Source organism: Bradyrhizobium sp. (assembly GCF_036735945.1).
Classification (GTDB): Bacteria; Pseudomonadota; Alphaproteobacteria; order Rhizobiales; family Xanthobacteraceae; genus Bradyrhizobium.
This window is the reverse complement of sequence record NZ_DAINNI010000085.1, coordinates 1-20,829: the sequence shown is the minus strand read 5'-3', so window position 1 is coordinate 20,829 and position 20,829 is coordinate 1. Positions and strand designations below refer to the sequence as shown.

20 protein-coding genes and 2 pseudogenes are annotated in these 20,829 nt (G+C 63.6%); 4 read left to right on the top strand and 18 right to left on the bottom strand.

Translation table 11 applies throughout. The annotated features are described in order from the left end of the window. Positions 1-39: 39 nt before the first annotated feature. Positions 40-942, top strand: coding sequence for a SphA family protein (locus tag V7E26_RS21875; RefSeq protein WP_324420110.1), 903 nt, complete (start codon positions 40-42; stop codon positions 940-942). Positions 943-955: 13 nt separating this feature from the next. On the opposite strand, the pseudogene V7E26_RS21870 reads toward V7E26_RS21875, so the two are convergent. The 17 genes and pseudogenes from V7E26_RS21870 to V7E26_RS21790 form a co-directional block, all read right to left on the bottom strand. Beyond that, positions 956-1,954 (bottom strand): annotated as a pseudogene (locus tag V7E26_RS21870) (DUF1254 domain-containing protein). A 17-nt stretch (positions 1,955-1,971) separates the two neighbouring features. After that, complete coding sequence (locus V7E26_RS21865; RefSeq protein WP_324420108.1) at positions 1,972-3,402, bottom strand: DUF1254 domain-containing protein; 1,431 nt, start codon at positions 3,400-3,402, stop codon at positions 1,972-1,974. A 13-nt stretch (positions 3,403-3,415) separates the two neighbouring features. Then, on the bottom strand, positions 3,416-4,357 hold the full coding sequence (locus V7E26_RS21860) for an HlyD family secretion protein (RefSeq protein WP_324420106.1): 942 nt from the start codon (positions 4,355-4,357) through the stop codon (positions 3,416-3,418). Next, positions 4,354-4,602: a DUF3302 domain-containing protein gene (locus V7E26_RS21855; protein WP_324420105.1), complete on the bottom strand. Its 249-nt coding sequence runs from the start codon at positions 4,600-4,602 to the stop codon at positions 4,354-4,356. The genes V7E26_RS21860 and V7E26_RS21855 overlap by 4 nt, the downstream gene beginning before the upstream one ends. Further along, positions 4,599-5,642 carry an HAD family hydrolase gene (locus V7E26_RS21850; RefSeq protein ID WP_442893454.1) on the bottom strand — a complete coding sequence of 348 codons (1,044 nt, stop codon included), beginning with the start codon at positions 5,640-5,642 and terminating at the stop codon, positions 4,599-4,601. Before V7E26_RS21850 ends, V7E26_RS21855 begins: the two co-directional genes overlap by 4 nt. Then, positions 5,639-7,018: a BatD family protein gene (locus V7E26_RS21845; protein ID WP_324420103.1), complete on the bottom strand. Its 1,380-nt coding sequence runs from the start codon at positions 7,016-7,018 to the stop codon at positions 5,639-5,641. The genes V7E26_RS21850 and V7E26_RS21845 overlap by 4 nt, the downstream gene beginning before the upstream one ends. Further along, positions 7,015-8,538, bottom strand: a complete 1,524-nt coding sequence (locus tag V7E26_RS21840; RefSeq protein ID WP_324420100.1) for a VWA domain-containing protein — start codon at positions 8,536-8,538, stop codon at positions 7,015-7,017. The genes V7E26_RS21845 and V7E26_RS21840 overlap by 4 nt, the downstream gene beginning before the upstream one ends. Continuing rightward, on the bottom strand, positions 8,531-9,529 hold the full coding sequence (locus V7E26_RS21835; RefSeq protein ID WP_324420098.1) for a vWA domain-containing protein: 999 nt from the start codon (positions 9,527-9,529) through the stop codon (positions 8,531-8,533). The genes V7E26_RS21840 and V7E26_RS21835 overlap by 8 nt, the downstream gene beginning before the upstream one ends. Further along, on the bottom strand, positions 9,522-10,001 hold the full coding sequence (locus V7E26_RS21830; RefSeq protein ID WP_324420096.1) for a DUF4381 domain-containing protein: 480 nt from the start codon (positions 9,999-10,001) through the stop codon (positions 9,522-9,524). The genes V7E26_RS21835 and V7E26_RS21830 overlap by 8 nt, the downstream gene beginning before the upstream one ends. Continuing rightward, on the bottom strand, positions 9,994-10,971 hold the full coding sequence (locus tag V7E26_RS21825) for a DUF58 domain-containing protein (RefSeq protein WP_324420094.1): 978 nt from the start codon (positions 10,969-10,971) through the stop codon (positions 9,994-9,996). The genes V7E26_RS21830 and V7E26_RS21825 overlap by 8 nt, the downstream gene beginning before the upstream one ends. Before the next feature lie 7 nt (positions 10,972-10,978). After that, positions 10,979-12,004 carry an AAA family ATPase gene (locus tag V7E26_RS21820; RefSeq protein ID WP_324420092.1) on the bottom strand — a complete coding sequence of 342 codons (1,026 nt, stop codon included), beginning with the start codon at positions 12,002-12,004 and terminating at the stop codon, positions 10,979-10,981. A gap of 63 nt (positions 12,005-12,067) precedes the next feature. Beyond that, positions 12,068-13,642 carry an arylsulfatase gene (locus V7E26_RS21815; protein WP_324420090.1) on the bottom strand — a complete coding sequence of 525 codons (1,575 nt, stop codon included), beginning with the start codon at positions 13,640-13,642 and terminating at the stop codon, positions 12,068-12,070. A 102-nt stretch (positions 13,643-13,744) separates the two neighbouring features. Further along, entirely contained in the window at positions 13,745-15,388 is a 1,644-nt protein-coding gene (locus tag V7E26_RS21810) for an arylsulfatase (RefSeq protein ID WP_324420088.1), read from the bottom strand. Positions 15,389-15,514: 126 nt separating this feature from the next. Then, positions 15,515-15,820, bottom strand: a complete 306-nt coding sequence (locus V7E26_RS21805) for a hypothetical protein (protein ID WP_324420086.1) — start codon at positions 15,818-15,820, stop codon at positions 15,515-15,517. A gap of 77 nt (positions 15,821-15,897) precedes the next feature. Next, positions 15,898-16,248: pseudogene (locus tag V7E26_RS21800) on the bottom strand (sulfatase-like hydrolase/transferase); the annotation flags it as partial. Between the two features lie 34 nt (positions 16,249-16,282). Continuing rightward, positions 16,283-17,212 (bottom strand): formylglycine-generating enzyme family protein, encoded by a 930-nt coding sequence (locus V7E26_RS21795; protein WP_442893453.1) that lies wholly within the window; start codon positions 17,210-17,212, stop codon positions 16,283-16,285. An 87-nt stretch (positions 17,213-17,299) separates the two neighbouring features. Continuing rightward, a complete protein-coding gene (locus V7E26_RS21790) occupies positions 17,300-17,638 on the bottom strand; it encodes a hypothetical protein (RefSeq protein ID WP_442893452.1) in 339 nt (112 codons plus the stop codon). Between the two features lie 509 nt (positions 17,639-18,147). Between V7E26_RS21790 and V7E26_RS21785 the strand changes: the two genes are divergently transcribed. Then, positions 18,148-19,095, top strand: a complete 948-nt coding sequence (locus V7E26_RS21785; protein WP_324420081.1) for a helix-turn-helix domain-containing protein — start codon at positions 18,148-18,150, stop codon at positions 19,093-19,095. Positions 19,096-19,228: 133 nt separating this feature from the next. Here the strand turns inward: V7E26_RS21785 and V7E26_RS21780 are convergent, their stop codons facing one another. Beyond that, positions 19,229-19,795: a hypothetical protein gene (locus tag V7E26_RS21780; RefSeq protein ID WP_324420079.1), complete on the bottom strand. Its 567-nt coding sequence runs from the start codon at positions 19,793-19,795 to the stop codon at positions 19,229-19,231. Positions 19,796-19,834: 39 nt separating this feature from the next. Between V7E26_RS21780 and V7E26_RS21775 the strand changes: the two genes are divergently transcribed. Further along, positions 19,835-20,191, top strand: a complete 357-nt coding sequence (locus V7E26_RS21775) for a hypothetical protein (protein WP_324420077.1) — start codon at positions 19,835-19,837, stop codon at positions 20,189-20,191. 66 nt (positions 20,192-20,257) lie between these two features. Continuing rightward, positions 20,258-20,829, top strand: a 572-nt coding sequence (locus tag V7E26_RS21770) for a peroxiredoxin (protein WP_324420075.1), incomplete at its 3' end; no start/stop codon positions are given.

Below are 20,829 nucleotides of genomic sequence, written 5' to 3'. Positions count from 1 at the left end.
ATACCGGACAGATCGTGTGCTACCTAAACCGGACATATCGTGTGCTACCGACAGGGCAGCCTCTCCGCGGTGCCGGGCCAGCCCGGGATGAGCTATACTTTCCAGTATATTCACCTCGACGCCGTAGCCGGCGGAGGCAAGGCCCTCCAGAGCAATGCCAACATCGTGGCCGGCCTGCACGCCAAAGCGGATGTCGGCGTGTTTCTGCCGACCTACACCTTCGCGACGCCCGTGCTCGGCGGCCAGTTGACGATCGGCGCGGCGACCGTGCCCGGCAATGTCGGGGTCGATATCAACGCGACGCTGGCCGGGCCGCGCGGCAATGCGATTTCCGGCTCCGCCTTCGACAACAGGGTCACCTGGGGCGACGTCTATTACATCGGCACCCTGAAATGGAATGTCGGCGTCAACAATTTCATGACCTACGTATTCGGCAATATCCCGACCGGCACCTATGATTCCACCCGCCTTGCCAATCTCAGCCCTGGTTTTGTCTCGGTCGATGCCGGTGGCGGCTACACCTACCTCAATCCGAAGACCGGCCAGGAATTTTCGGTGGTCGCGGGCTTCAGCTTCAACGGCCCGAATACGGCGCTGGACTACCGCAACGGCATCGACTTCCATGCCGACTGGGCGGCCTCGCAATTCATCGGCAAGAGCGTTCACGCCGGGCTGGTGGGCTATGTCTATCAGCAGGTCACCGGCGACAGCGGCACCGGCGCCAGGCTCGGCGACAACAGGGGCAGCGCGATCGGCCTCGGCCCGCAGATCGGCTTCTTCTTCCCCGCCTGGGAAGGCTACACCGGCTATCTGAACCTGCGCGGCTATGTGGACATCTTCACGGAAAACCGGCCGACGAACTCCACCTTCATGGCGACCTTGAGCTTCACGCCGACAGCGCCGGAACATCCCAGGCCGCAAGCGCCGAGGCTTACGAAGTAGGCGTCCTGTCGGGCTAATTCACCGCCTGCGCTTCCGGGAACTTCCACTTGCCGTTCAGGATCTCCGGCCGCGGCCGATAGAGCCGCACCGTATAGTTCCAGCCTTTCATGACCGGCAGGCAATTCGGAATCTTGCCATCGCAACCGCCGAACTGCACGGCGACCGATCCATCCGCGGACTTCTTCGCCGTGATGTTGTTCAGGGTGTAGGCATCGTAGGGGTTCTTCTCGAAATAGCCCTTCGCGTCGTACACGCTGATCGACCAGAACGCGTCGACGGGCACTTCCCCGACGGTCAGCTTGTAGACAGTCGTGCCGTCATTTTTCCCGGGCGTGACGCTGAGATAGGAGGCGTCTTTGTCCGGATTGCCGCCCCAGCCCGCGGCCGTGCCGATCAGGTGCCTCACCGGGTCGACCTGACCTTTGGCTCCGAAAGCATGTGCAAAGCCCCCGGTGTGGTCGTTCAAGATCAGGAGTGCATCGCGGATGCTCTTCTAGCTGGCTTGATCCCAGTTTGGAAGTTCGAGCTTGCCTTGAGCTTCCTGATCGATCTTGATTGCATCTTGAAGGGCGTGAACCTGCTTGATATCGCCCGGATCGTTCGGATCGACAAGCGTGCGGAAAGCGAGCAGCGCATAACGCGTTCCAACACTGCTCCTGTTCAGTTTATGTGATCCAGTGCCATAGAATACGTTCCGCGTGTAGTGATCTTCGTTGATCACTTGCAACGACATGAAGCGTTTGCCCGCATCAGGCATTTCGACCGTGACCGGACCGGCGTCGAGATCGATCACCGCGGAAGAGTAAAGCGTGTCGCGGTTCATCCGGATAACCGGCTGCTTGTCGATCCGCGCCGGCTCTCGGTGATGGAGCAGCTTGCCGATACCACCGGCATCCTTGACGGCGTTGTTCAAATAGAGATCGGATTCGGCGCGCGCGAAATTGTCGACAGTGACGGGCACGGGGCTCCCGCTCTGGGCCTGTGCCATGCTCGCGACGGCCGCCAGGAACATGCCAGATAATACTGCTCTCATTGCTTTGCTCCGCTTCCGATCATTGCAACCACCTTCTCGACCTCCGGCAATATCCACTTCTTCTCGAAGAACTCCTTCTTCGGCGCGTAGAACCGCGCCATCAGTTCGAACTTCCGTGCCGGATCGGTCGGCACCCAGTTGGTCTCCTTTCCCGCCGGCGCCGCGGGTCCGAAATAGATGTCGACCGAACCGTCGACATTCTTCTGCAGGTCGGCGGCATTCGAGGCGCGGCTCGCCCGTGACATGTTCTTGATCAGCGCGTGCGTCTCCCGGTCATAGGCTGTCACTGACCAGTACTGGGCGACCGGCACATTCGGCGGCACCGTCAGACGGTAGCTCTTGCCGCCGTCATAGGGCTGGCCGTCCTTGTCGCGGATCGAGATCGTATAGAACTGGCCCGCGCCCAGACGCTTGATCGCGATATAGGCATAGGTGTAGGCGACACCCCTTGCATCGACCGCGTACTTGTCGTGGTTGGCATAGGTCGAGCTCTGCCCCTCGACGGCCTCGGTCAGCGCGGGCATGGTCCAATGCGTGCCGGGATAAAACACCGGGAACCCCGCGTCATAGCGTTGCTCCAGCAGCACCCTGGTCTCGGCAATGGCCGCCGCGAGGGCTGTCCGCGCCTTCCCATCCGGATTGAACGGCTTTCCCTTCTCAATGCCGATGCTGCGAAGCTGGTCGATCATCGCGCGGTCACGCTCGATCCAGACTTCGCCCTGCACGACGCGGTTGAGCGAGTCGTAGAAGCTCGCGTCGTATCGGATGGTCGAATCGAAGTTCACGTCCTTGACGTCGGTGAACACCGTCTCCGGCGGATTGGCCGCTGCGGACAGCGGATAGAATTTCACCCGCTTGGCGTAGGCGAGCGATGCCGCCACGTCCGCATCGCTTCGGCTCTTGAGATTGGAACGCACGAGCGCATAGCCGGTATAGGTATCCGACGGAAGGATGCTGTAGCCGTCCGGGATTGCATCCTTGTGGCCTGGCGGGAGGACGACGAACTTGCCTCCCGCGCCATGATCGATGCCGAGCAGACCCACATCTTCCAGCGAGGTCTGCCAGACCGTGACGATGTTGCCGTTGAGCGAGCCCTGCTCGTCGCCCGGCGGTATCTCGAACACCATGGGGCCGGTCTCCCTGGTGTCGAAGAACGCCATGAAATAGAGCGTGTCGGGATTGGGCGTGAGGGTCTGGTTCCTCCAGTCGAGCGGACGGCCCCAGTAGATGAACTGGTTCACCTTGCCCGGCGTCTTGGTCAGCATCTCCTGGCGCATCAGGTCGCTGTTGACCGCGGCCATGCCCCAGATCGCGGCCTCGACCGCGCGCCGCTGGACCATGCGGCTGGCCAGCTCGTCGGCCGATGTCTGTGCCTGCGCGGTTGCGGCGATGGACATCAGCGCAAGGGCACCGAGAATCGTCCTCATGATGGCCTCCTTTTCAAAACGGATTGATGTAATCGAGGATCGCCACCTGCCGCAGCAGCACACGGCGGATGATGTGACTGACCTTGACGTGCTCGGTGTAGATCGCAGCCGTGCCGGTGGTACCGGCCGGCAGCTTTTGCGCGAAAGCGTCGTTGTCCAGCTTCACGCGCACCACGAATGGTACGGTCTCGATCGTCTTCGGCGCCACCGCCGTGCCGGAGACTTGCGCCTGCCCTGTCGCGACCGCCTGCAGGATACTCTCGACCTTGCCGCCGAAGATTTGTCCGGGCACGAACTTGAAGGCAATCTCCACTTCCTGGCCGGGCTCGATGTAGCGCGCGTCGATCTGGTTGATTTCGACGACGACACGGCTATCCGACGTATCGATGAACGCCATCGCCGGCGACAGCGGCAGGTTGGCCACCCGCGCGCCCTTGCGCAGCGCGAGGTTGGTGACGTAGCCGTCGGCCGGTGCGCGCACGACCGTCTTGTCGAGATTCCATTGTGCGCCCTGAAGCTGGCCCTTGAGCTGGTCCACCTCGGACTGCCGCTGCTCGACGTCAAAGCCACGGCCCGAGTCGCGCTCGAACAACTGCGTCATCTGGGCAAGGCGCGTCGACGACAGCTTGAGCTGCGCCTCCAGCGTCTTCACCTGCGCCTCGTAGGGTGTTGGATCGATCCTGAACAGGACGTCGCCGGACTTCAGCGGCGTATTGGCAGTGACCGCCACCTCCATCACCTCGCCGGCGACGTCAGGCACGATCGCTACCGCGTTACGATAGAGCAGCGCCCGGCCCTGCGGCGCGCCCCACCCCATCGGAATGAACAGCGCAAGGTTCAACAACAGCAGCAGGATGATCGGCGACACCTTCCAGAAGGTGTTGAAGCGGATGAGGCCGAACCACACGGCGCCGAATAGCAGCGCCAGATAGACCGACATGATGGCGATCATCATGGCTGCGCCCTCTCCGGCTGGCGTGGCGCAGGCACATCGACGTAGGCCCAGACCAGCACGACCGGCCACAACGCAAAGCCAAGGATCAGCGTGACCCAGCCCGCTACACTGACCGCATCAGCCCAGGGATGATGGCGGGACCGAGCGATGTGTCCCGGCAACCAGCCGAGCAGGCAGAACACGACAACGAGCGTGGCGATCAGGATGACCAGCACGATCCAGGCGAAGATGTCGTAGCCACTCATGGCGACCTCCCAGTGGCCGCTGGCGACGGAGGAAACACCTCCTTCCAGTCCTTCTTCATGTCGACGACGGTCCAGCCGGCCGCTTTCGCCGCATCGAGCGCCTTGTCGAGCTTGCCGACCTTGGATTGGCGGTCGTAGGCGTATTCGCGCACGTCATCGGTGTGGTGCACGATGCCGGCAAAGCGCGCGCCCTGGTCCGCCGTCGTCCATTGCAGCATCTGCAGATCGCCGTCCGAATTGCCGAACGCGAAGACCGGCCGGCGGCCGATGAAGCGGTTGATGCCGACTGGCTTTCCCGGTCCATCGTCGATGAACTCGACCTTGGGCAGCTTCATCAGTTCCGGCTTGCCGCCGGCGCCGTACTGCAATTTGACCTCGCCGGAGGAGCCCACCACCTGCTCCGGCGGAATGCCGTAGGTCTTCTCCACCCAGGGCCGCATGAACTCCACTCCGCCCCCCGAAACGATGAAGGTCTTGAAACCGTTGGCGCGCAGATAGGCGAGCAGTTCCAGCATCGGCTGGTAGACAAGGGCGTCATAGGGCCGGTTGAAGCGCGGATGTCTGGCGGAAGCGATCCAGTCCCGCACGGCCTTCGCGAACTCCTCCGTCGTCATGCCGGCATGGGTCGCCGCCACGATTTGCAGCAAGCCCTTCTGGCCCATGGCCGCGACCGTCTTCATGTCGTTCTCCAGCAGCCCCTTGAAAGGCTGTTGGGTCCTCCATTCCGGATGCTGCGGCGCCATCGCCTTGACGCGGTCGATCGCGAAGGCGACCTGGGAGTAATATGGCTGCTCGCACCACAGCGTGCCGTCATTGTCGAAGGTGGCGATGCGCTCCGCCGGCGGCACGAAATCCGCGCCGCCCTGCGTCGTCACCTTGGCGACGAAGTCGGTGATCGACTTCTTGACCGGACCATCGTTCCATGACGGCAATGGATCGCTTTGTGCGAGGCCCGCGGTGGCGGACAGCGCAACAAGCAGTGTGCCGAGCAACATGGTCCGGACAGCGCGTCGGGCTCTTGCAACGGTCAGAACTTTCATCTGGCAGGCCTCCTCCATCGATGACGGGACGCAACTCGATCGCCGCCGGGATTGAGACGCGGCAAGCCGGCATGCGGCTCGTGGCGAACCGACCTGTTCCGCAGGCTTCGCCTGGCCGAACTGACATGGCGGATGAATTGACGCGGCGACCAAGCGGTGCCGGCCGCCCGATCGGAGAACAGCCGGCTCTCGAGTGCGGCGACCTCTCGTTCGAGAGCGGGATCGCGCGCGGCCGTCTTCAGGTCGCCGATGGTACCGGCCGGTTCGAACCTCCGCAGCCAATCGAGCAGCGCGAAATAGGATGCCCTGGCGTCGCCGCTGCGGGCGGCTCGGCGCAACCTGTCGAACGAGAATTGTTCGGACCGGAGATACGCCGCGTGGCGCTGCCGGTAACGGACCGTGATCGCGCGCGCCAGGCGCGGGACAATCCACGCCAGCGCAATCATTCCGGCGAGGCCAAGGATCACTGCGATCCAGTGATCGAGGATGAAGTTGACGAAGGCCGCCCAGCTCGAACGGCTGGCCGGCGTGCCTGCTTTCGCCGCCTCGATGGCCGGATTGCCGGCTACTTTTATCGTCAGGACGCCCAAATGCGCGGTCTCGATCCTGCCCTCCCCAGCGTTCCACCAGCGCACGTCGATTGGCGGCAGCGCGTAGTCGCCGGGCCGCTGCAGCATATAGGTCGCGGAATCCGTCCGCGTGGCCGTCAGCGCGTCGGTGCGTCCTTCGGTCTTGTCCTGCAGTGCAGGTTGCGCAGGGTAGACGGCGAGCCCGTCGACCGCGGGGAATTTTACCGGCGGCAACAGCATGGCCGGCGTCTCCTCGGCATGGATGGTCACGCTGCGGGTCACGGAGTCGCCGACCTTGAGCTGCTCCGAGGAGCGCTGGATTGCTTGCTCGATCGTCAGCCGGTTGGCGGCGAGGAACGGATCGAGACTGGCTGCCCCTTCGGGAATGTAAGATTCGAAGGATTGACGCGGCAGCGAAAGCATTTCCTCGCGCACGGCCGGCGGCTCCGCTGCGTATTTCACCTTCAGCTTCTGATCCGCAATGGCGTAGGAACCTGCCTCCTGCGGATAGATCGCAAACTCGAAGCGGACACCGGCATAGCCGATGCCGTTGCGCGCCTCGGAGAGGTTCACGTTCTGCAATTGCCGCGTGACCGCGTTGCGGATCTGGAAGCCCGGCAGTTCCGGCGGTGAAGTCATGTAGTTCGGTGCCAGCACGTCGATCCGCAGCGTCGTGCGCTGGCCGACCACGACGCGCATCGGATCGATCGTCACCTTCAGGATCGGTTCGGGAACGGATGCCTGTTGCGCCGTGGCCCGGCCGATCACGGCGAAGACGAGGATGGCTATGACGACCAGGCGTATCATGGCCGTCCCCCGTTGCCGGGCGAGCTGTTCGCCTGGATCGCGAATTTGAGCCTGAGGAAATCCGCCGGTGTCGTCTGCACCGCGCGCATCCAGGCCTCCGCGGCGCCAGCCGTCGTGACGTCATCCGGCGTCACCTGGATGCGCTTGCCGCCCTTCTGCTTGGGGTCGACGCGCATCTCGTCGGCCTTCAGGTCCGGTGGCGCGCTGTCGTCCTGCTCCTGCTGGCGGCGCTTTTTCTCCGCCGCCTCGAACAGCGCGGCCACGATCTCGCGATTCCTTTTGGCGGCGAGATGGCCGGGCTGCGCCTTCAGCACCTCGTCATAGGCCGCCATCGATTTTTCCCAGGCATGGTTCTGGGCCTCGGCATTGCCGAGCGCGAAACTGCCCTCGACCGTCTCAACCTTGCGGAACTCCAGCGCAGCCGTGAGGAAGTCGAGCGCGCGATAGGCGGCAAGGCCGCGCCACATCGGGTCGGCGAAGCGCTGTGCGGCCTCGCTGTAGTGGCCGCGATCGAAGGCGATGCGTCCCTGCTGATCGGGTGTCAGCCACAGATTGGCAAAGCGACGTTGCTGCTCCTGTGCCTTCGCAGGCGCGGCCTGCACCGCGACGAAAAGCAGGAGCGCCCACGCCACTGTGGTGCCGCGCCGGAACCAGAGCATGGCGAGAAGCGCGATGGGGATCAGCAGCCAATACCCCTCGTCGCGCCATTGCATGCCGAACGCATCTCCCTGCGCGGCCTGGAAGCGCGTTTCAATCCGCCGCTCGATCGCCTGGATGTCGGCTCCATCGACGCTGACGCGCACGATGTCGGAGCCGAAGCCAGTTCCCTCGCCCGGCTGCGCCGGCGCAATCCTCAGCATCGCGATCCCGTTACGGCCGGCGGCCTGGCGAATTGAGGCTTCGTCGAGATCGTCGGCGACGACGAGGATCGTGCCGGCAACCGGCTCGCTCAGCAGGAACTGCGCCGCCAGGGTAACGGCCGCGCTGACGTTCTTGCCGTCCGAGGGCATCAGCCCCGTTGCCAGCGCCGCAAGGAACGGTTCGACAACCGCCTTGTCGTCGGTCAGCGGCATCACGAGGTGAGCCGTGCCGGCATAGGCGATCAGCCCGCTTCGCGCGCCGCTGCGGGCGGCGAGCAGATCCCTGACCTTCTGCTTGGCGCGCTCAAGGCGCGTCGGCGCCACATCGGGCTGGTCCATGCTCGTGCTCAGCGCCAGCACGATCATCAGCGGCGCCTTGTCCTCGACGAAGGGCGGCAGCTCGCGCCGCCAGGTCGGCCCCGACAACGCGACAATGCCGAGCACGAGTGCAGCCGCCACAAGATAGAGCGGGCTGATGCCGCGGCCCTTCCCCGGCTGCACGATCAGATGCTGCAGCAGATGCGGCGCGATCACGCCGCCCCACTGCGCCCGCGGATTTTGCCGCCGCAGCAGCGCCGCAACGATCGCCGCGACCGGGATCAGCGCCAGCAGCCACCACGGCCGAAGAAAATGGAACGGAATGGACGCAGCGTCAGGCATGACGGAGCACTCCCTTCCGTTCACGCGCGGCGCCGAGCCACAGCCCGAGCCATAGCGCCAGTCCCAGCACGACCGCCGCTCCGAGCGGCCACTGAAACAGCGGCAGCTTGGGGCGCCACGACAGCGTGTCGAGCTTTGCGGGCGCAAGGCGATCGATGTCGGCGTAGATCGCCTGCAGCTGCGCTCCATCCTCGGCGCGGAAGAAGCGGCCGCCGGTCACAGCCGCCACCGATTGCAGCACGCCGAGATCGACGCGGTTCTCGCCTGACGCGGCGGGATCGCCGACGCCGATCGTATAGACGGCCAGTCCCTTCTGACGCGCGATATCGGCGGCGTGCTCGGGAGGAACGCGGCTTGCGGTATCGTTACCGTCGGTAAGCAGGATCAGCACCTTTTGCTTGGCGGTGCTAACTTCCAATGTCTTGATCGCAAGCCCGATGGCGTCGCCGATCGCGGTTTGCTGCCCGGCCATGCCGACCTGGGTCTGGTCGAGCAGTTGCGCGGCCGTTTGCAGGTCCTGCGTGAACGGTACCTGCACATAGGCCTTGGTACCGAACAGGATCAGCGCCAGGCGATCGCCGCGACGGCGCGCAATGAAATCCTTGATAACGCGCTTGACCCCGTCGAGGCGGGTCAGCGCCGCGCCATCGGCGCTGCGGAAGTCGGCCTGCTCCATCGAGCCGGATATATCGATCGCCAGAACGAGATCGCGCGCGGATATCTCTCGCGTCACGGCATCTCCCACCCATTGCGGCCGCGCCAGTGCGGCGACGAGCAGAAGCCAGATTGCGACGGCAAAGATCATCTGGACCCGTCGCCGCTGCAGCACCACGGCACCGCGCTGCGGCGTCTGCCCCGTCGCCGCTGCCAATCGTTCGAAGAACGGCACCTGCACCGACGCCTGCCGCGCACGGTATGGCGGCAGCAGCCACCAGGCCAGGATCGGCAGCGGCAGCAAGACGAACATCCAGGGCCAGGCGAACTCAAACATGGTGCCCCCTGATCCAGCGACGGACGAGATCGGCCAGCGCCTCAAGCTGATCGCGGCTGACCGGCGCCCGCTGATAAGGCGCCGAGATCAGCAGCCTGCCGGCGCCTTCGGAGAATTCCCGCCCGCCATAGCTGCGGTCGAGGAATGCGAGCCACGCCGAACCCGTCAGCGGCGCGACGGCTTCCCTCCGGAAAGCGCCAAGCGCCGTTCGCCGCACCAGCACGCTCAGGCGCGCCTGATCCGGCGCGCCGCTCGCCATCATCGCGTCCAGTTCGGCGAGCGCCTCGCGTCGATATCTGTTGGCGTAGAAGCGGTGGGCAAGCCGCCAGGCTGCCACGAGCGCGCTCGCCACGATCAGCGCTATCGCAATGCGAAGCGTCCAGGTCTGCGGCCACAGGCTGGCTTCCTGCGGCAATGGGATGTCTATCAGCCCTGCCAGCGGATCGGTTTGACTGGTCTGCGGGTCAGCCAAGGCTCGCTCCCATCTGACCATGGCCGCTGCTGCGGCCCGGCAAGGCGCCAAGCAGGCGGCGAAGCTGCTCCGCCGTATCCTCGGCGGCACTGAGCGGCAGCACGGGCACGCCGAGCTCATGCGTCCAGGCGAATACGCCCTTCAGCCGATCGCGGGTTGCCTGCAAAATGCTTTGCCGAACGCTTTCACGGCCCAACTCGACATGGATCTGCAGCTCGCCGTCGGTCACGGTCATACTGGCCGAAGCCGGCAGCTCGCTTTGCAGGGGGTCGTGGACCAGAAGCGCCACGACGTCATTGTGACGGGCGATGGCACCGACCATCTTGCGCGTCTCGTCATCGGCGCCGTCGAAATCGCTGACAATGATCACGGCAGCATCGTGCAACGCGTGCCGCTGTGCTTGCTGCAGCGCCTTGTTCAGCATGCCCGGCGCAGCCGCGATGCCGGTTCCAACGCCGAGCGCCCGGTTATGCGTTGCGACCGCCATCAATATCTGAAGCACCGTCGCGCGGCTGCGCCGCGGCCGGAATTCGGCAAGCTCCCCGTCACCGAACACGATGGCGCCGACCCGGTCGCCCACGCCAAGCACCCGCCATGCACCGATCGCCGCGGCTTCTGCCGCCGCGACCGATTTCATCGCGCGGCGGCTGCCGAAGAACATGGACAAGCGCTGGTCCACGACCAATAGCGCCTGCCGGTCGCGCTCCTCGTTGAAGACGCGCACATGCGGCTCGCGCAGCCGGGCCGTGACCTTCCAGTCGATCGAGCGGATGTCATCGCCGGGACGATAGTCGCGGATTTCCTCGAAGTTCAGCCCGCGGCCGCGCATGCGCGAGGCGAAACGCCCCGACAGCAGGCTGTGAACCGGCTGATGCGGGAGGAAGGAGACCCGGCGGCCGCGATGTTCGAGCGCAATCAGGTCTTCGAAGCTGACGTAGACACCCGGTGCGCTGGTTGTCCCGTCGGCCATGGCGCCCTCACGCGGCTGCGACCAGTTCGGCGATCTTGTCGATCGCCTTGTCGGCGTTGACGCCTTGCGAGATTGCCTCGTAGCTGAGGATCAGCCGGTGGCGCAGGCAATCGTGCATCACGGCGCGAACGTGCTCGGGCGTGACGAACTCCTGGCCGTCGAGCCAGGCGCGCACGCGGGCGCAGCGATCCAGTGCCAGGCTGCCGCGCGGGCTGGCGCCGATCTGGATCCACTTGCCGAGCGGATCGCCGTAGCGGCCAGGAAAGCGCGTCGCATAGACGAGGTCGACGATGTATTTCTGTGCGAGGTCGGAGACAAACACCCCGTCGATCTCGCCGCGCGCGTCGAGGATGGCCTGTTGCGGCACCGGCGCCGGCGCCGGCGCCGCCGCGTGATCCCCGAGCTTCTGCGCATTCTCGGCGCGGTTCAGCTTGATGATCTCGCCTTCGGTCGCCTCGTCCGGGTAGCTCACGACGACATGCATCAGGAAGCGGTCGAGCTGCGCTTCGGGCAAGGGATAGGTACCCTCCTGCTCGATCGGGTTCTCGGTCGCCAGCACCATGAAGAGGTCGGGCATCTTGTAGGTCTTGCCGGCCACGGTGACCTGCCGCTCCTCCATCGCCTCCAGCAGCGCCGATTGCACCTTCGCCGGAGCCCGGTTGATCTCGTCGGCCAGCACGAGGTTGGCGAAGATCGGCCCCTTCTGAAACTGGAACTGGCCGCCTTTGTCAGTCTGCACGTAAATCTCGGCGCCGGTCACGTCCGAAGGCAGCAGGTCCGGCGTGAACTGCACGCGCGACAGATCCGCCGCCAGTTGCCTGGCGAGCGTCTTCACGGCCCGGGTCTTGGCGAGGCCCGGCAGGCTTTCGATCAAGACATTGCCGTTCGCCAGCAGGGCGATCAGCATGCTCTCGACCAGATGATCCTGGCCGAGAACCGACTTGCCGATCCGCTCCTTGAGATCGAGTAGCGCGTCGCGGGCCGCGGACGGCTTCGCCGCTTTTTGTGGTGTGCTTGGGCCAAGATCGTTCATTGTCGTCCCGCCAGGAAAGTCCGCCCGGCCGCCGGAACGTGGCGGCCGGACGATCGCCCATCGCTACTTCGGCGCCGTCTTGTCCATCGACTTCATCAGAGCATCGACCATCTGGTCGATGCTGAAGCTCGCGGAACGCTGGCTCGGCGGATACTCTTTGAATGTCTGCAGGAACGGAGCCACCCGCCACACGCCGTACTGAATCAGGTAAGCGTTCTTCGCAGTCCAGTCGTAGTACTGGTCGGAGACCACGTCTGCGCGCTCATACGGGTCCATGCGGAGGTTGAACACCTTCGGAGCTCGAAGGCAGGTGAACGGGTTGGCCCACACCACGAAGCCGCCGGGTTGGCGCTGTTCGCAGAACACGATCTTCCAGTCGTTGTACCTGTAAGCGACCACCTCGCCGTCATCGTTGAGATAAAAGAATTCGTTGCGGGCGGACTTCGGCTGTCCAGTCAGGTGCGGCAACTGGTTGTAACCATCGAGATGCACCTTGAAGTTCTTGCCGCCGATGCTGGTGCCTTTGGCCAGACGTTCCTTGATATCGGCGTCGCCGGCCGCGGCCAGCAGCGTCGGGAACCAGTCCAGGCCTGAGACCATTTCATTCGACACTTCGCCGGCCTTGATGCGGCCGGGCCACCGAACCATCGCGGGCACGCGGAACGCGCCTTCCCAGTTGGTATCCTTTTCGCTGCGGAATGGTGTCGTCGCCGCATCCGGCCACGACCACTGGTTTGGTCCGTTGTCGGTCGTGTAGACCACGATCGTGTTGTTGGCGATACCGAGGTCATCGATCGCCTTGAGCAGCTTGCCGACGTCGCCATCGTGCTCGACCATACCGTCGGCGTATTCGTTGCCGGGCATGCCGCTCTGCCCGCGCATGGACTCGCGCACATGGGTAAACAGGTGCATACGCGTCGTGTTCATCCAGGTGAAGAAAGGCTTGTTGGCCCTGGCCTGTCGTTGCATGAAGTCAATGGCAGCGGCCGTCGTTTCGTCGTCGACCGTCTCCATCCGCTTTCGGTTGAGCGGACCTGTGTCCTCGATCTTGCCGTCGGCCGATGCCTTCAGAACGCCACGAGGCGAGTTCGACTTGACGAACGCCGCGTCATTCTTGGGATAGTAGGGCTGTTCCGGCTCTTCCTCAGCGTTCAGATGATAGAGGTTGCCGAAGAATTCGTCGAAGCCGTGCTTGACCGGCAAATATTCGTCGCGGTCGCCGAGATGGTTCTTGCCGAACTGTCCCGTTGCGTAGCCGAGCGGCTTGAGCGCCTGCGCAATCGTGATGTCGCGGTCCTGCAAGCCGACGGCGGCGCCGGGAATGCCGACCTTGCAGAGGCCGGTGCGCAGGCAGACCTGTCCCGTGATGAAGGTCGAGCGGCCCGCCGTGCAGCTGTTCTCCGCATAATAGTCGGTGAACATCATGCCTTCGTTGGCGATGCGATCGATGTTCGGCGTCTTGTAGCCGACGACGCCGCGCGTATAGGCGCTGATATTGGCTTGCCCGACGTCGTCGCCGAAGATCACAAGGATGTTCGGTTTCGCAGTGCTCGGCTGCTGGGCCAGCGCCGGCGATTGCGCCAGCGGAGAAAGACACGTTGCAAGCAGCGCCGCAACTAGAACTCTTCGGATAGTCATTCTCGACTCCTTTACAAGTGGTAGTTTGGCCGGATCTTTGGCCCAGTCGGTCTCGCCGCTTCGCAATGCACATTCTCCGGGCCTTGCCGTCGTCAGTTACAGTCAGTTCTTTTGTGGGCCCGCCGTTATCTTCTCCATCACGTCGTTGATGGTGAAGCTTGCCGCCTTGGCACGTGGCGGAAATTCCTTGAAGCTATCGATGTACTTTGCAACGAACGCTTGCGCCGGGACTTGGAGAAATACCCGGCGGGCCAGCCAGTCGCCGTAGAACATGCTGGTCGGACCACGTTCGAAAGGATCAGCACGCAAGTCGTACATCATGGGCGCACGGAGCTTCTTGAAACTGCCTTGCCATACACCGATGGGAGTTTGCGGGCTTACTTCGGTATGCTGTTCCATGAAGGCCAGCTTCCAGCGATTGATCCGCAACGCGAGCAAATCGCCGTCGTCACTCCAATAAAGGAATTCCTTCCGCGGCGACTCCTTCACATCGCCCTTGAGGAAGGGCAGCAGGTTGTACCCGTCCAAATGGACCTTGAAGGTCTTGCCGTTGAGAGTAGTGCCCTTCTTCGTTCGCTCGACGATATCTGTGTCGCCATTCACCGCCGCGAAGGTCGGGATGAAATCCTCATGCGCACAGATATCGTTGACGATGGTGCCGGGTTGGATCACGGTCGGCCATCGGATCAAGCAGGGCACCCGGAAGGCGCCTTCCCAATTGGTCGCCTTCTCGCCCTTGAAGGGCGTCGCACCGCCATCGGGCCAGGTGAATACCTCGGCGCCGTTGTCGGTCGTATAGACCACGATCGTATCGTTTGCGACGCCCAGATCATCGACCAGCTTCAATAGCTCGCCGACCATGCCGTCGTGCTCGACCATGCCGTCCGGGTAGACGCCTAGACCGGTCTTGCCAGCCGACTCCTTCTTCAGGTGCGTGAAGATGTGCATCCGCGTCGAATTGAAGTAGCAGAACCACGGCCTGTTGGCCCGATGCTGGCGATTGATGAAATCCTTGGCGGCAGCAAGGAACTCCTCGTCGATCGTCTCCATGCGCTTGGTGGTCAACGGGCCGGTATTCTCGATCTTGCCGTCGGCGGTCGCCTTGAGTACGCCTCGCGGACCAAACTTCTTCCGGAATTCCGGATCCTTGGGATAGTCGGGGTTCTCCGGCTCCTCCTCGGCATTGAGGTGGTAGAGATTACCGAAGAACTCATCAAAGCCGTGCGCGGTCGGCAAATGCTCGTCGCGATCGCCGAGATGGTTCTTGCCGAACTGACCGGTCGCGTAACCATAGGTCTTCAGCACGTCGGCGACGCTGGGATCGAGCGGGCCAAGGCCGAGCTCCGCACCGGGCAGTCCAACCTTGGTTAGTCCCGTTCGTATCGGCGTTTGGCCGGTGACAAAGGCGGCGCGACCGGCAGTACAGCTTTGCTGACCGTACCAATCGGTGAAAACGGCGCCTTCACGGCCGATGCGGTCGATGTTGGGCGTGCGATAGCCCATCATCCCCATATTGTAGGCGCTGACGTTGAACCAGCCGATGTCGTCTCCCATGATAAAGAGGATGTTCGGCTTGCGGCCAGAGGCGGCTCCGGATTGTGTCGCGGCGGGAGCCGGCGCGGCTTTCTGCGCCTGCGCGATCGTTTCGGAGGTCAGCGTTGCTGCCGCAACGAGGGTTGATGTGCCAAGCAGGAGATTTCGGCGATCGATTGTTTTGCGGGTCCCGTTGTCAGCTCGATTACTCATTCAACGCTCCATTGAGTGACTCTCATCAAGACTTCGCGGGCGAGACAGATACTTGACCACGCGCACAACCCCGCGTGATTGATCGACGTATGAACGGAGCGGCGCGCCGCCTCCGGACGATGGCGTTCAGGCTGCCTTCCCGCCCGCCATCGAATTCTTGATCAGGCCGACGATCGCGGTGACGATCGCACCGGCGACGCCGCCGCCGACTGCCTGCCCGGCAAGGGCCGCGATATCGACACCGCCCGCCGCGCCCTGCAGCATCGGAAGCAGGGCTGTCAGAAGCGTGCCGCCGCCTGCTCCGCCGATCGCACCGGCAATGGTGTTGCCGAGCGTGCCGAGATCGAGGTTCTTCATGGTGGCGCCGGCGGCGTTGCCACCGAGCGCGCCGGCGATGAGCTGGATGATGAGATTGATCATGGTAGCTGACATGTCCGTTCTCTCCCTTGTTCTTGTTGCGCTTTGGATCCTCGTTCCGTTGTCGTGCGGTCGGCGACGACGCCCTCGACTGACGCACGACCGGCGGTGCAACTCTGCTGGCCATAGGCGTCGGTGAAGATTGCGCCTTCGCGAGCGATGCGGTCGATGTTCGGCGTCCGATATCCCATCATGCCCATCGTGTAGGCACTGATCTGCGGGATGCCGATGTCGTCCCCGAAGATGACAAGAATATTCGGCTTTCTGTCGGAGGCTGCGGCGGGCTGCGCTGCGGCGGGCGCTGCTGCCGGCGCGGCCTTCTGCGCCTGCACCAATACTTCCGAGGTCAGGGTTGCTGCGGCAACGAGGGTGGAGGTACCGAGCAGAAGGTTACGGCGATCGATTGCCTGGCCATTGCCGGCCCTATTCACTTCATCACTCATATTTACGCTCCCTGGGGTGGGTAGTACTTCTCCTTCAAGGCTTCGCTGCAACAGTTGATCGCACCACGCAGCGGAAGCCGACGTGGCTGGTGGAGGTATCGACCGCCTCGGCATGCCGGGCGGCCGGGCGATAGCGGCGGCAATAGTTCGGCGCACAGAGATGCGAACCGCCCTTCAGGACCTTGCGCGGAATCCTGATCGCGGGCTGGCAGGGATCAAGGCTCGCGCTCTCCGGTCCGCCGCGCGGATTCTGCGGAACGCAACACGCCTTCGGCGCGTCGGCTTCGTGCTTGGTTGACCACCAGTCGGAGGTCCATTCCCAGACATTGCCGATCATGTCGTGGACGCCGTAGCCGTTCGGCGGAAATGCCATCACCGGCGAGGTGCGCTCGTATCCATCTGCACCGAGATTCTCGATCGGGAAATTGCCCTGCCAGATGTTGGCCAGGTGCTTGCCACCGGGCGTCAGCACGTCACCCCAGGCGAACTCCTTGTCCTTGAGCCCGCCACGCGCGGCGAACTCCCACTCGGCCTCGGTCGGCAGATCCTTGCCCGCCCATTTGGCGTAGGCGAGCGCATCGGCGAAGGATACGTGCACGACGGGATGATTGTCTGAAACGTTGATGCTGCTCTTCGGTCCGTACGGATGCCGCCAGTCGGCGCCCTTCATGAAAGTCCACCACTGGCTCCAATCCCTGAGGCCGGCGACCTGGTGCGGCGGCACGAACACCAGCGAGCCCGCATAGATCATATGCGGCAGCGCGCCGGGATAGTCCTTCGGGTCCGGCGGCACTTGCGCCGTGGTGACGTGGTTTGTCGCCTTCACGAATTCCTTGAACTGGCGGTTCGTGACCGGCGTGCGGTCGATCCAGAAAGGATCGACCGACACATGATGCGAGGGCGCCTCTTCGGGGTAATGATGGTCCGATCCCATGCGGAACGTGCCGCCGGGGATGTGGACCATATTTTCGGTCCTTTTATCGCCTGGCGGACGCTCTTTCGCTTCTGGTTCTGGCTGCAACATCTTCCACCGCGTGCACCGGTACTACGCCTACCGGCAGTAGTCCCAGAAGCCCTGTGTGCGAGATGGATCGGTGTAGTACCAGCACATGCCCGGCGCCGGCGCCGCGCCGGCCCAGGCAGCGGCCGTTGCGGCGGTAACCATGCCAATCGCTGCACCTGCCGCGATCGCGCCGCCACGCGGCCAGCCGTACGCGGCGGGACGCGCCCAGCGTACACCGCCGCCGGCATATCCGGGCCGCACCACGGCCGGCCCGCGGACGACGGTCCTGCTGCGATAGCCAACGGCATTGCCGCGTGGCCCGACGGCCACGCCGCCACGGCGTACGACCGCGCGAGCCTGCACGACGTCGCTGCTCGCCTCCCTCACCTGAGAGGTCAGCGCCGCGCCGGGCGTTGGGTTTAACGCGGATGATGGCGTTGAGGTCGCCGCGAGGCCACCGAGACTGAGGACAAAGAGCGCGGCGAAGCCAGACAGCTTCGGCACGCGACGATCGAAGAGTCTTGTTGTTGGCAGCATTGGCAGCTCCCTTGGTTACTCCAGCTCCGCCAGCCCATGACGGCGATTGCGACGACGATTACGTCAGCCCTCTTGTCTCTTGGTTTGATCTAGATCAAAGCGCTCACGGGCGCCGCTATTTCTCGTTGTATTTCAGCCAATATGCCATATTGTTTCCGCAAGTGACGTCCAGTTTGTGCCAAATGTTTTCGGATTGAGATTTATTTGGCGCGCATTTCGCGCCTTTGTGACAAATCCGCGGGGCCGCAAGCCCTTGCGCGCCGGCGAGCTTGAAAGCGTGCACGACCACGCGACCATCGGCGCGCGAAGATGATCCATGCTTGAGAAGCTTGTCCGTCCCTAATGAAGGCAGGCGCACGATGGGACAATTCGCGGCGCTCCGCACCCGGAAGATCAAGGGATTCGAGGAGCTCAACGAGGTCGTTCTCGGCACGCGCCGCGAGATCGTGCAACTCGAACGCGGCAAGATCACGGGCGAACTCACCCACGCCACCATCGGCGATCTCCCGGTAGACATGGCGACCTTCAATCTCGGCATCAGGACGCGCGGCGGGTCGCACAGGGATCGCATCGGCATCGGCATGCTGGCCGCCAGCGGTGGCCGCGCGATGCGATCGACTTATCAGTCGCATCCCGGCGACGTTCTGGTGACGCAGCCCGGCAGCGAGCACGAGAACAGGTATTACGGCGGCGCGTCGGTCATTGTGGTGCTGACGTCGGTCACCGATATCGAATCCTCGTTCGGCACCGAGGGACCGATGAGCGATCCAGCTCTCTGGCGGAGAAATCATTTCAAGGGAAATGCCGAAACGATAAGTGAGGTCATCCCGCGCCTGCAATCGCTGCTCGGCCGGCTCGACAGGATATCGCTGTCGGCAGCGGCCGCGGAATACTGGAAGCGCGCGGTGATCGAGGCGGTCACAGCCAATATCGTCGCCGGAATGCCGTCGGAGCGCAATGGTCCCCTTCCCTCCGCGCTGAGGATCGTGAGACAGGTCGAGGAATATCTCGACGCACGAGCAGCGGATGCCGTGCACATCTCCGAGATTTGCAGCCAGCTCCATCTGTCGCGGCGCACGCTGCATCGCGCATTTCACGAGGCGCTGGGAGTCGGCCCGATCGCCTTCCTGCGCGACCGGCGACTGTGCGCGGTTCACACCGCATTGCGTGCGCAAAAGGACATCCAGACGATCTCCGACGTCGCCATGCACTACGGCTTCCAGAACATCGGCCGGTTTGCCGGCTACTATCGCCAGCTGTTCGGCGAATATCCCTCGGAAACGCGGCAGCGGCACACCGCGGCTTGATCCGGCGCGCTTCCACCGGTGCGACCTCCCCATCGTTTGCGGTCAGCAGCGCGCGCTCCGACCACGGCTGCCCACAAACAAAAACGGCGGAGCCCCGCCCCGCCGTCCTGAAAACGATGATCGCCGGTTGAACCTACAGCAGTCCCATATCCAGCATGCCCGGCAGTTGCGCGAGCGGCAACGCGACGCCGACGAGCGTGGCGACCAGTGCGGCAAGGCGGTGGTTGCTGTGGCGCTTGCCGCGCATCTGGCTGGCGATCCATTCCAGCACCTTGGTGTCGATGTTGGTGGCCGTGGTCGGCGCCCAGCTCTCGATGTCGGTATCGGCGGAAAGAGCAACCGTGCGCGGCGGCACCGGCAGGCCGGATTCGGAAGCCGCATGGTGGGCGACGGCCTTGGCGAGAAGATCGTCGAAACGGCCATCGTCGGTGCGCTCGGCGGCGGCGTCGCTGATCTCGAACAGCGCCTCGATCTCGGCGCGGCTCACCGGCTCATGCTCGACCTCGCTCACCGTGAGGATGCGCGCGCACCAGGCGGCGTCATCGGCATCGAGCGCGCGGGAAAAATGGATGCGGCCTTTGGTGGTGGGCCCCTCGCCGGTGATCACGCCGTCGCGCACGATGGTGAGCGCATGAGCAGCGGTCTTGCGGCAGGACGGTTGCAGGGCGCCGGATGTTTCGGCGGCAGTCGAGGCGGACATGGTTGCACTTCTCAATTTCAATTCCGGTCCAGCATTTCCATGCCGGGCATGAACGAGCGGTTAACGGTTCGAAACCCGCATGCCGAGATTTTTAGATGGTTGCCAATTCGTCGCTGTGACCTCGGTCACGGTTCAGCACAAGGCTGCTCGGCTGCGAAGCGGCCCGGCGTATTGGGGGCGATAAAAGGCGATATCGGGGCAGCGCCGGCAAAAGAGTGGAACGGCTGTGAAAAGATCGCGGTCGAACAAACGGATGGCCGCAAAACCTGGCATTCCGCCCGTGAAGCGCGACTTGAGGGGTTCTTTTCGTCGCGGAGGCGCGGACCAAAAGAAGATGCTAGGAGTTCCGGGCTCGCGGAGAAGGATCTCACCTTTTACGCCAACCGGTTCACTTAACCGCTTCACACTCGTATACTGTCAAAGACGAATTCTCGTGCAACCAGAATAGGATGAGGTCACACCATGGCACTCCAGATTGGCGCAACCGCCCCCGATTTCGAAGCCGAGACCACGGAAGGAAAAATCAGGTTCCATGACTGGATCGGCACCAGCTGGGCCCTTCTGTTCTCGCACCCGAAGGATTTCACGCCGGTTTGCACCACCGAACTCGGCGCTCTCGCAAAGTTGAAGCCGGAATTCGACAAGCGCGGCGTCAAGCTGATGGGCCTCAGCGTCGACCCGGTCGACCGTCATTCGAAATGGTCCGAGGACATCAGGGAGACGCAGGGCGCCGCGCCGAACTATCCGATGATCGGCGACACCGATTTCAACGTCTCCAAGCTCTACGACATGCTGCCGGCCTCGACCTCCGGCGACCCGCTGACGCGCACGCCGGCCGACAACCAGACCGTCCGCAACGTGTTCGTCATCGGGCCGGACAAGAAGATCAAGCTGGTGCTGGTCTACCCGATGACCACGGGCCGGAACTTCCAGGAAATCCTGCGCGTCATCGATTCCCTGCAGATGACCGCCAAGCACCGCGTCGCGACGCCGGCCGACTGGAAACAGGGCGAGGACGTCATCATCGCAGGCTC

Coding starts and splice junctions, on each gene's coding strand:
- V7E26_RS21795 (WP_442893453.1), bottom strand. CDS start 17,212: ATGGTCCACATCCCCGGCGGCACGTTCCGCATGGGATCGGACCATCAT.
- V7E26_RS21850 (WP_442893454.1), bottom strand. CDS start 5,642: ATGAAAGTTCTGACCGTTGCAAGAGCCCGACGCGCTGTCCGGACCATG.
- V7E26_RS21805 (WP_324420086.1), bottom strand. CDS start 15,820: ATGTCAGCTACCATGATCAATCTCATCATCCAGCTCATCGCCGGCGCG.
- V7E26_RS21825 (WP_324420094.1), bottom strand. CDS start 10,971: ATGGCCGACGGGACAACCAGCGCACCGGGTGTCTACGTCAGCTTCGAA.
- V7E26_RS21845 (WP_324420103.1), bottom strand. CDS start 7,018: ATGATACGCCTGGTCGTCATAGCCATCCTCGTCTTCGCCGTGATCGGC.
- V7E26_RS21835 (WP_324420098.1), bottom strand. CDS start 9,529: ATGTTTGAGTTCGCCTGGCCCTGGATGTTCGTCTTGCTGCCGCTGCCG.
- V7E26_RS21780 (WP_324420079.1), bottom strand. CDS start 19,795: ATGTCCGCCTCGACTGCCGCCGAAACATCCGGCGCCCTGCAACCGTCC.
- V7E26_RS21840 (WP_324420100.1), bottom strand. CDS start 8,538: ATGCCTGACGCTGCGTCCATTCCGTTCCATTTTCTTCGGCCGTGGTGG.
- V7E26_RS21785 (WP_324420081.1), top strand. CDS start 18,148: ATGGGACAATTCGCGGCGCTCCGCACCCGGAAGATCAAGGGATTCGAG.
- V7E26_RS21810 (WP_324420088.1), bottom strand. CDS start 15,388: ATGAGTAATCGAGCTGACAACGGGACCCGCAAAACAATCGATCGCCGA.
- V7E26_RS21865 (WP_324420108.1), bottom strand. CDS start 3,402: ATGAGGACGATTCTCGGTGCCCTTGCGCTGATGTCCATCGCCGCAACC.
- V7E26_RS21775 (WP_324420077.1), top strand. CDS start 19,835: ATGCCGGGCATGAACGAGCGGTTAACGGTTCGAAACCCGCATGCCGAG.
- V7E26_RS21815 (WP_324420090.1), bottom strand. CDS start 13,642: ATGACTATCCGAAGAGTTCTAGTTGCGGCGCTGCTTGCAACGTGTCTT.
- V7E26_RS21855 (WP_324420105.1), bottom strand. CDS start 4,602: ATGAGTGGCTACGACATCTTCGCCTGGATCGTGCTGGTCATCCTGATC.
- V7E26_RS21860 (WP_324420106.1), bottom strand. CDS start 4,357: ATGATGATCGCCATCATGTCGGTCTATCTGGCGCTGCTATTCGGCGCC.
- V7E26_RS21820 (WP_324420092.1), bottom strand. CDS start 12,004: ATGAACGATCTTGGCCCAAGCACACCACAAAAAGCGGCGAAGCCGTCC.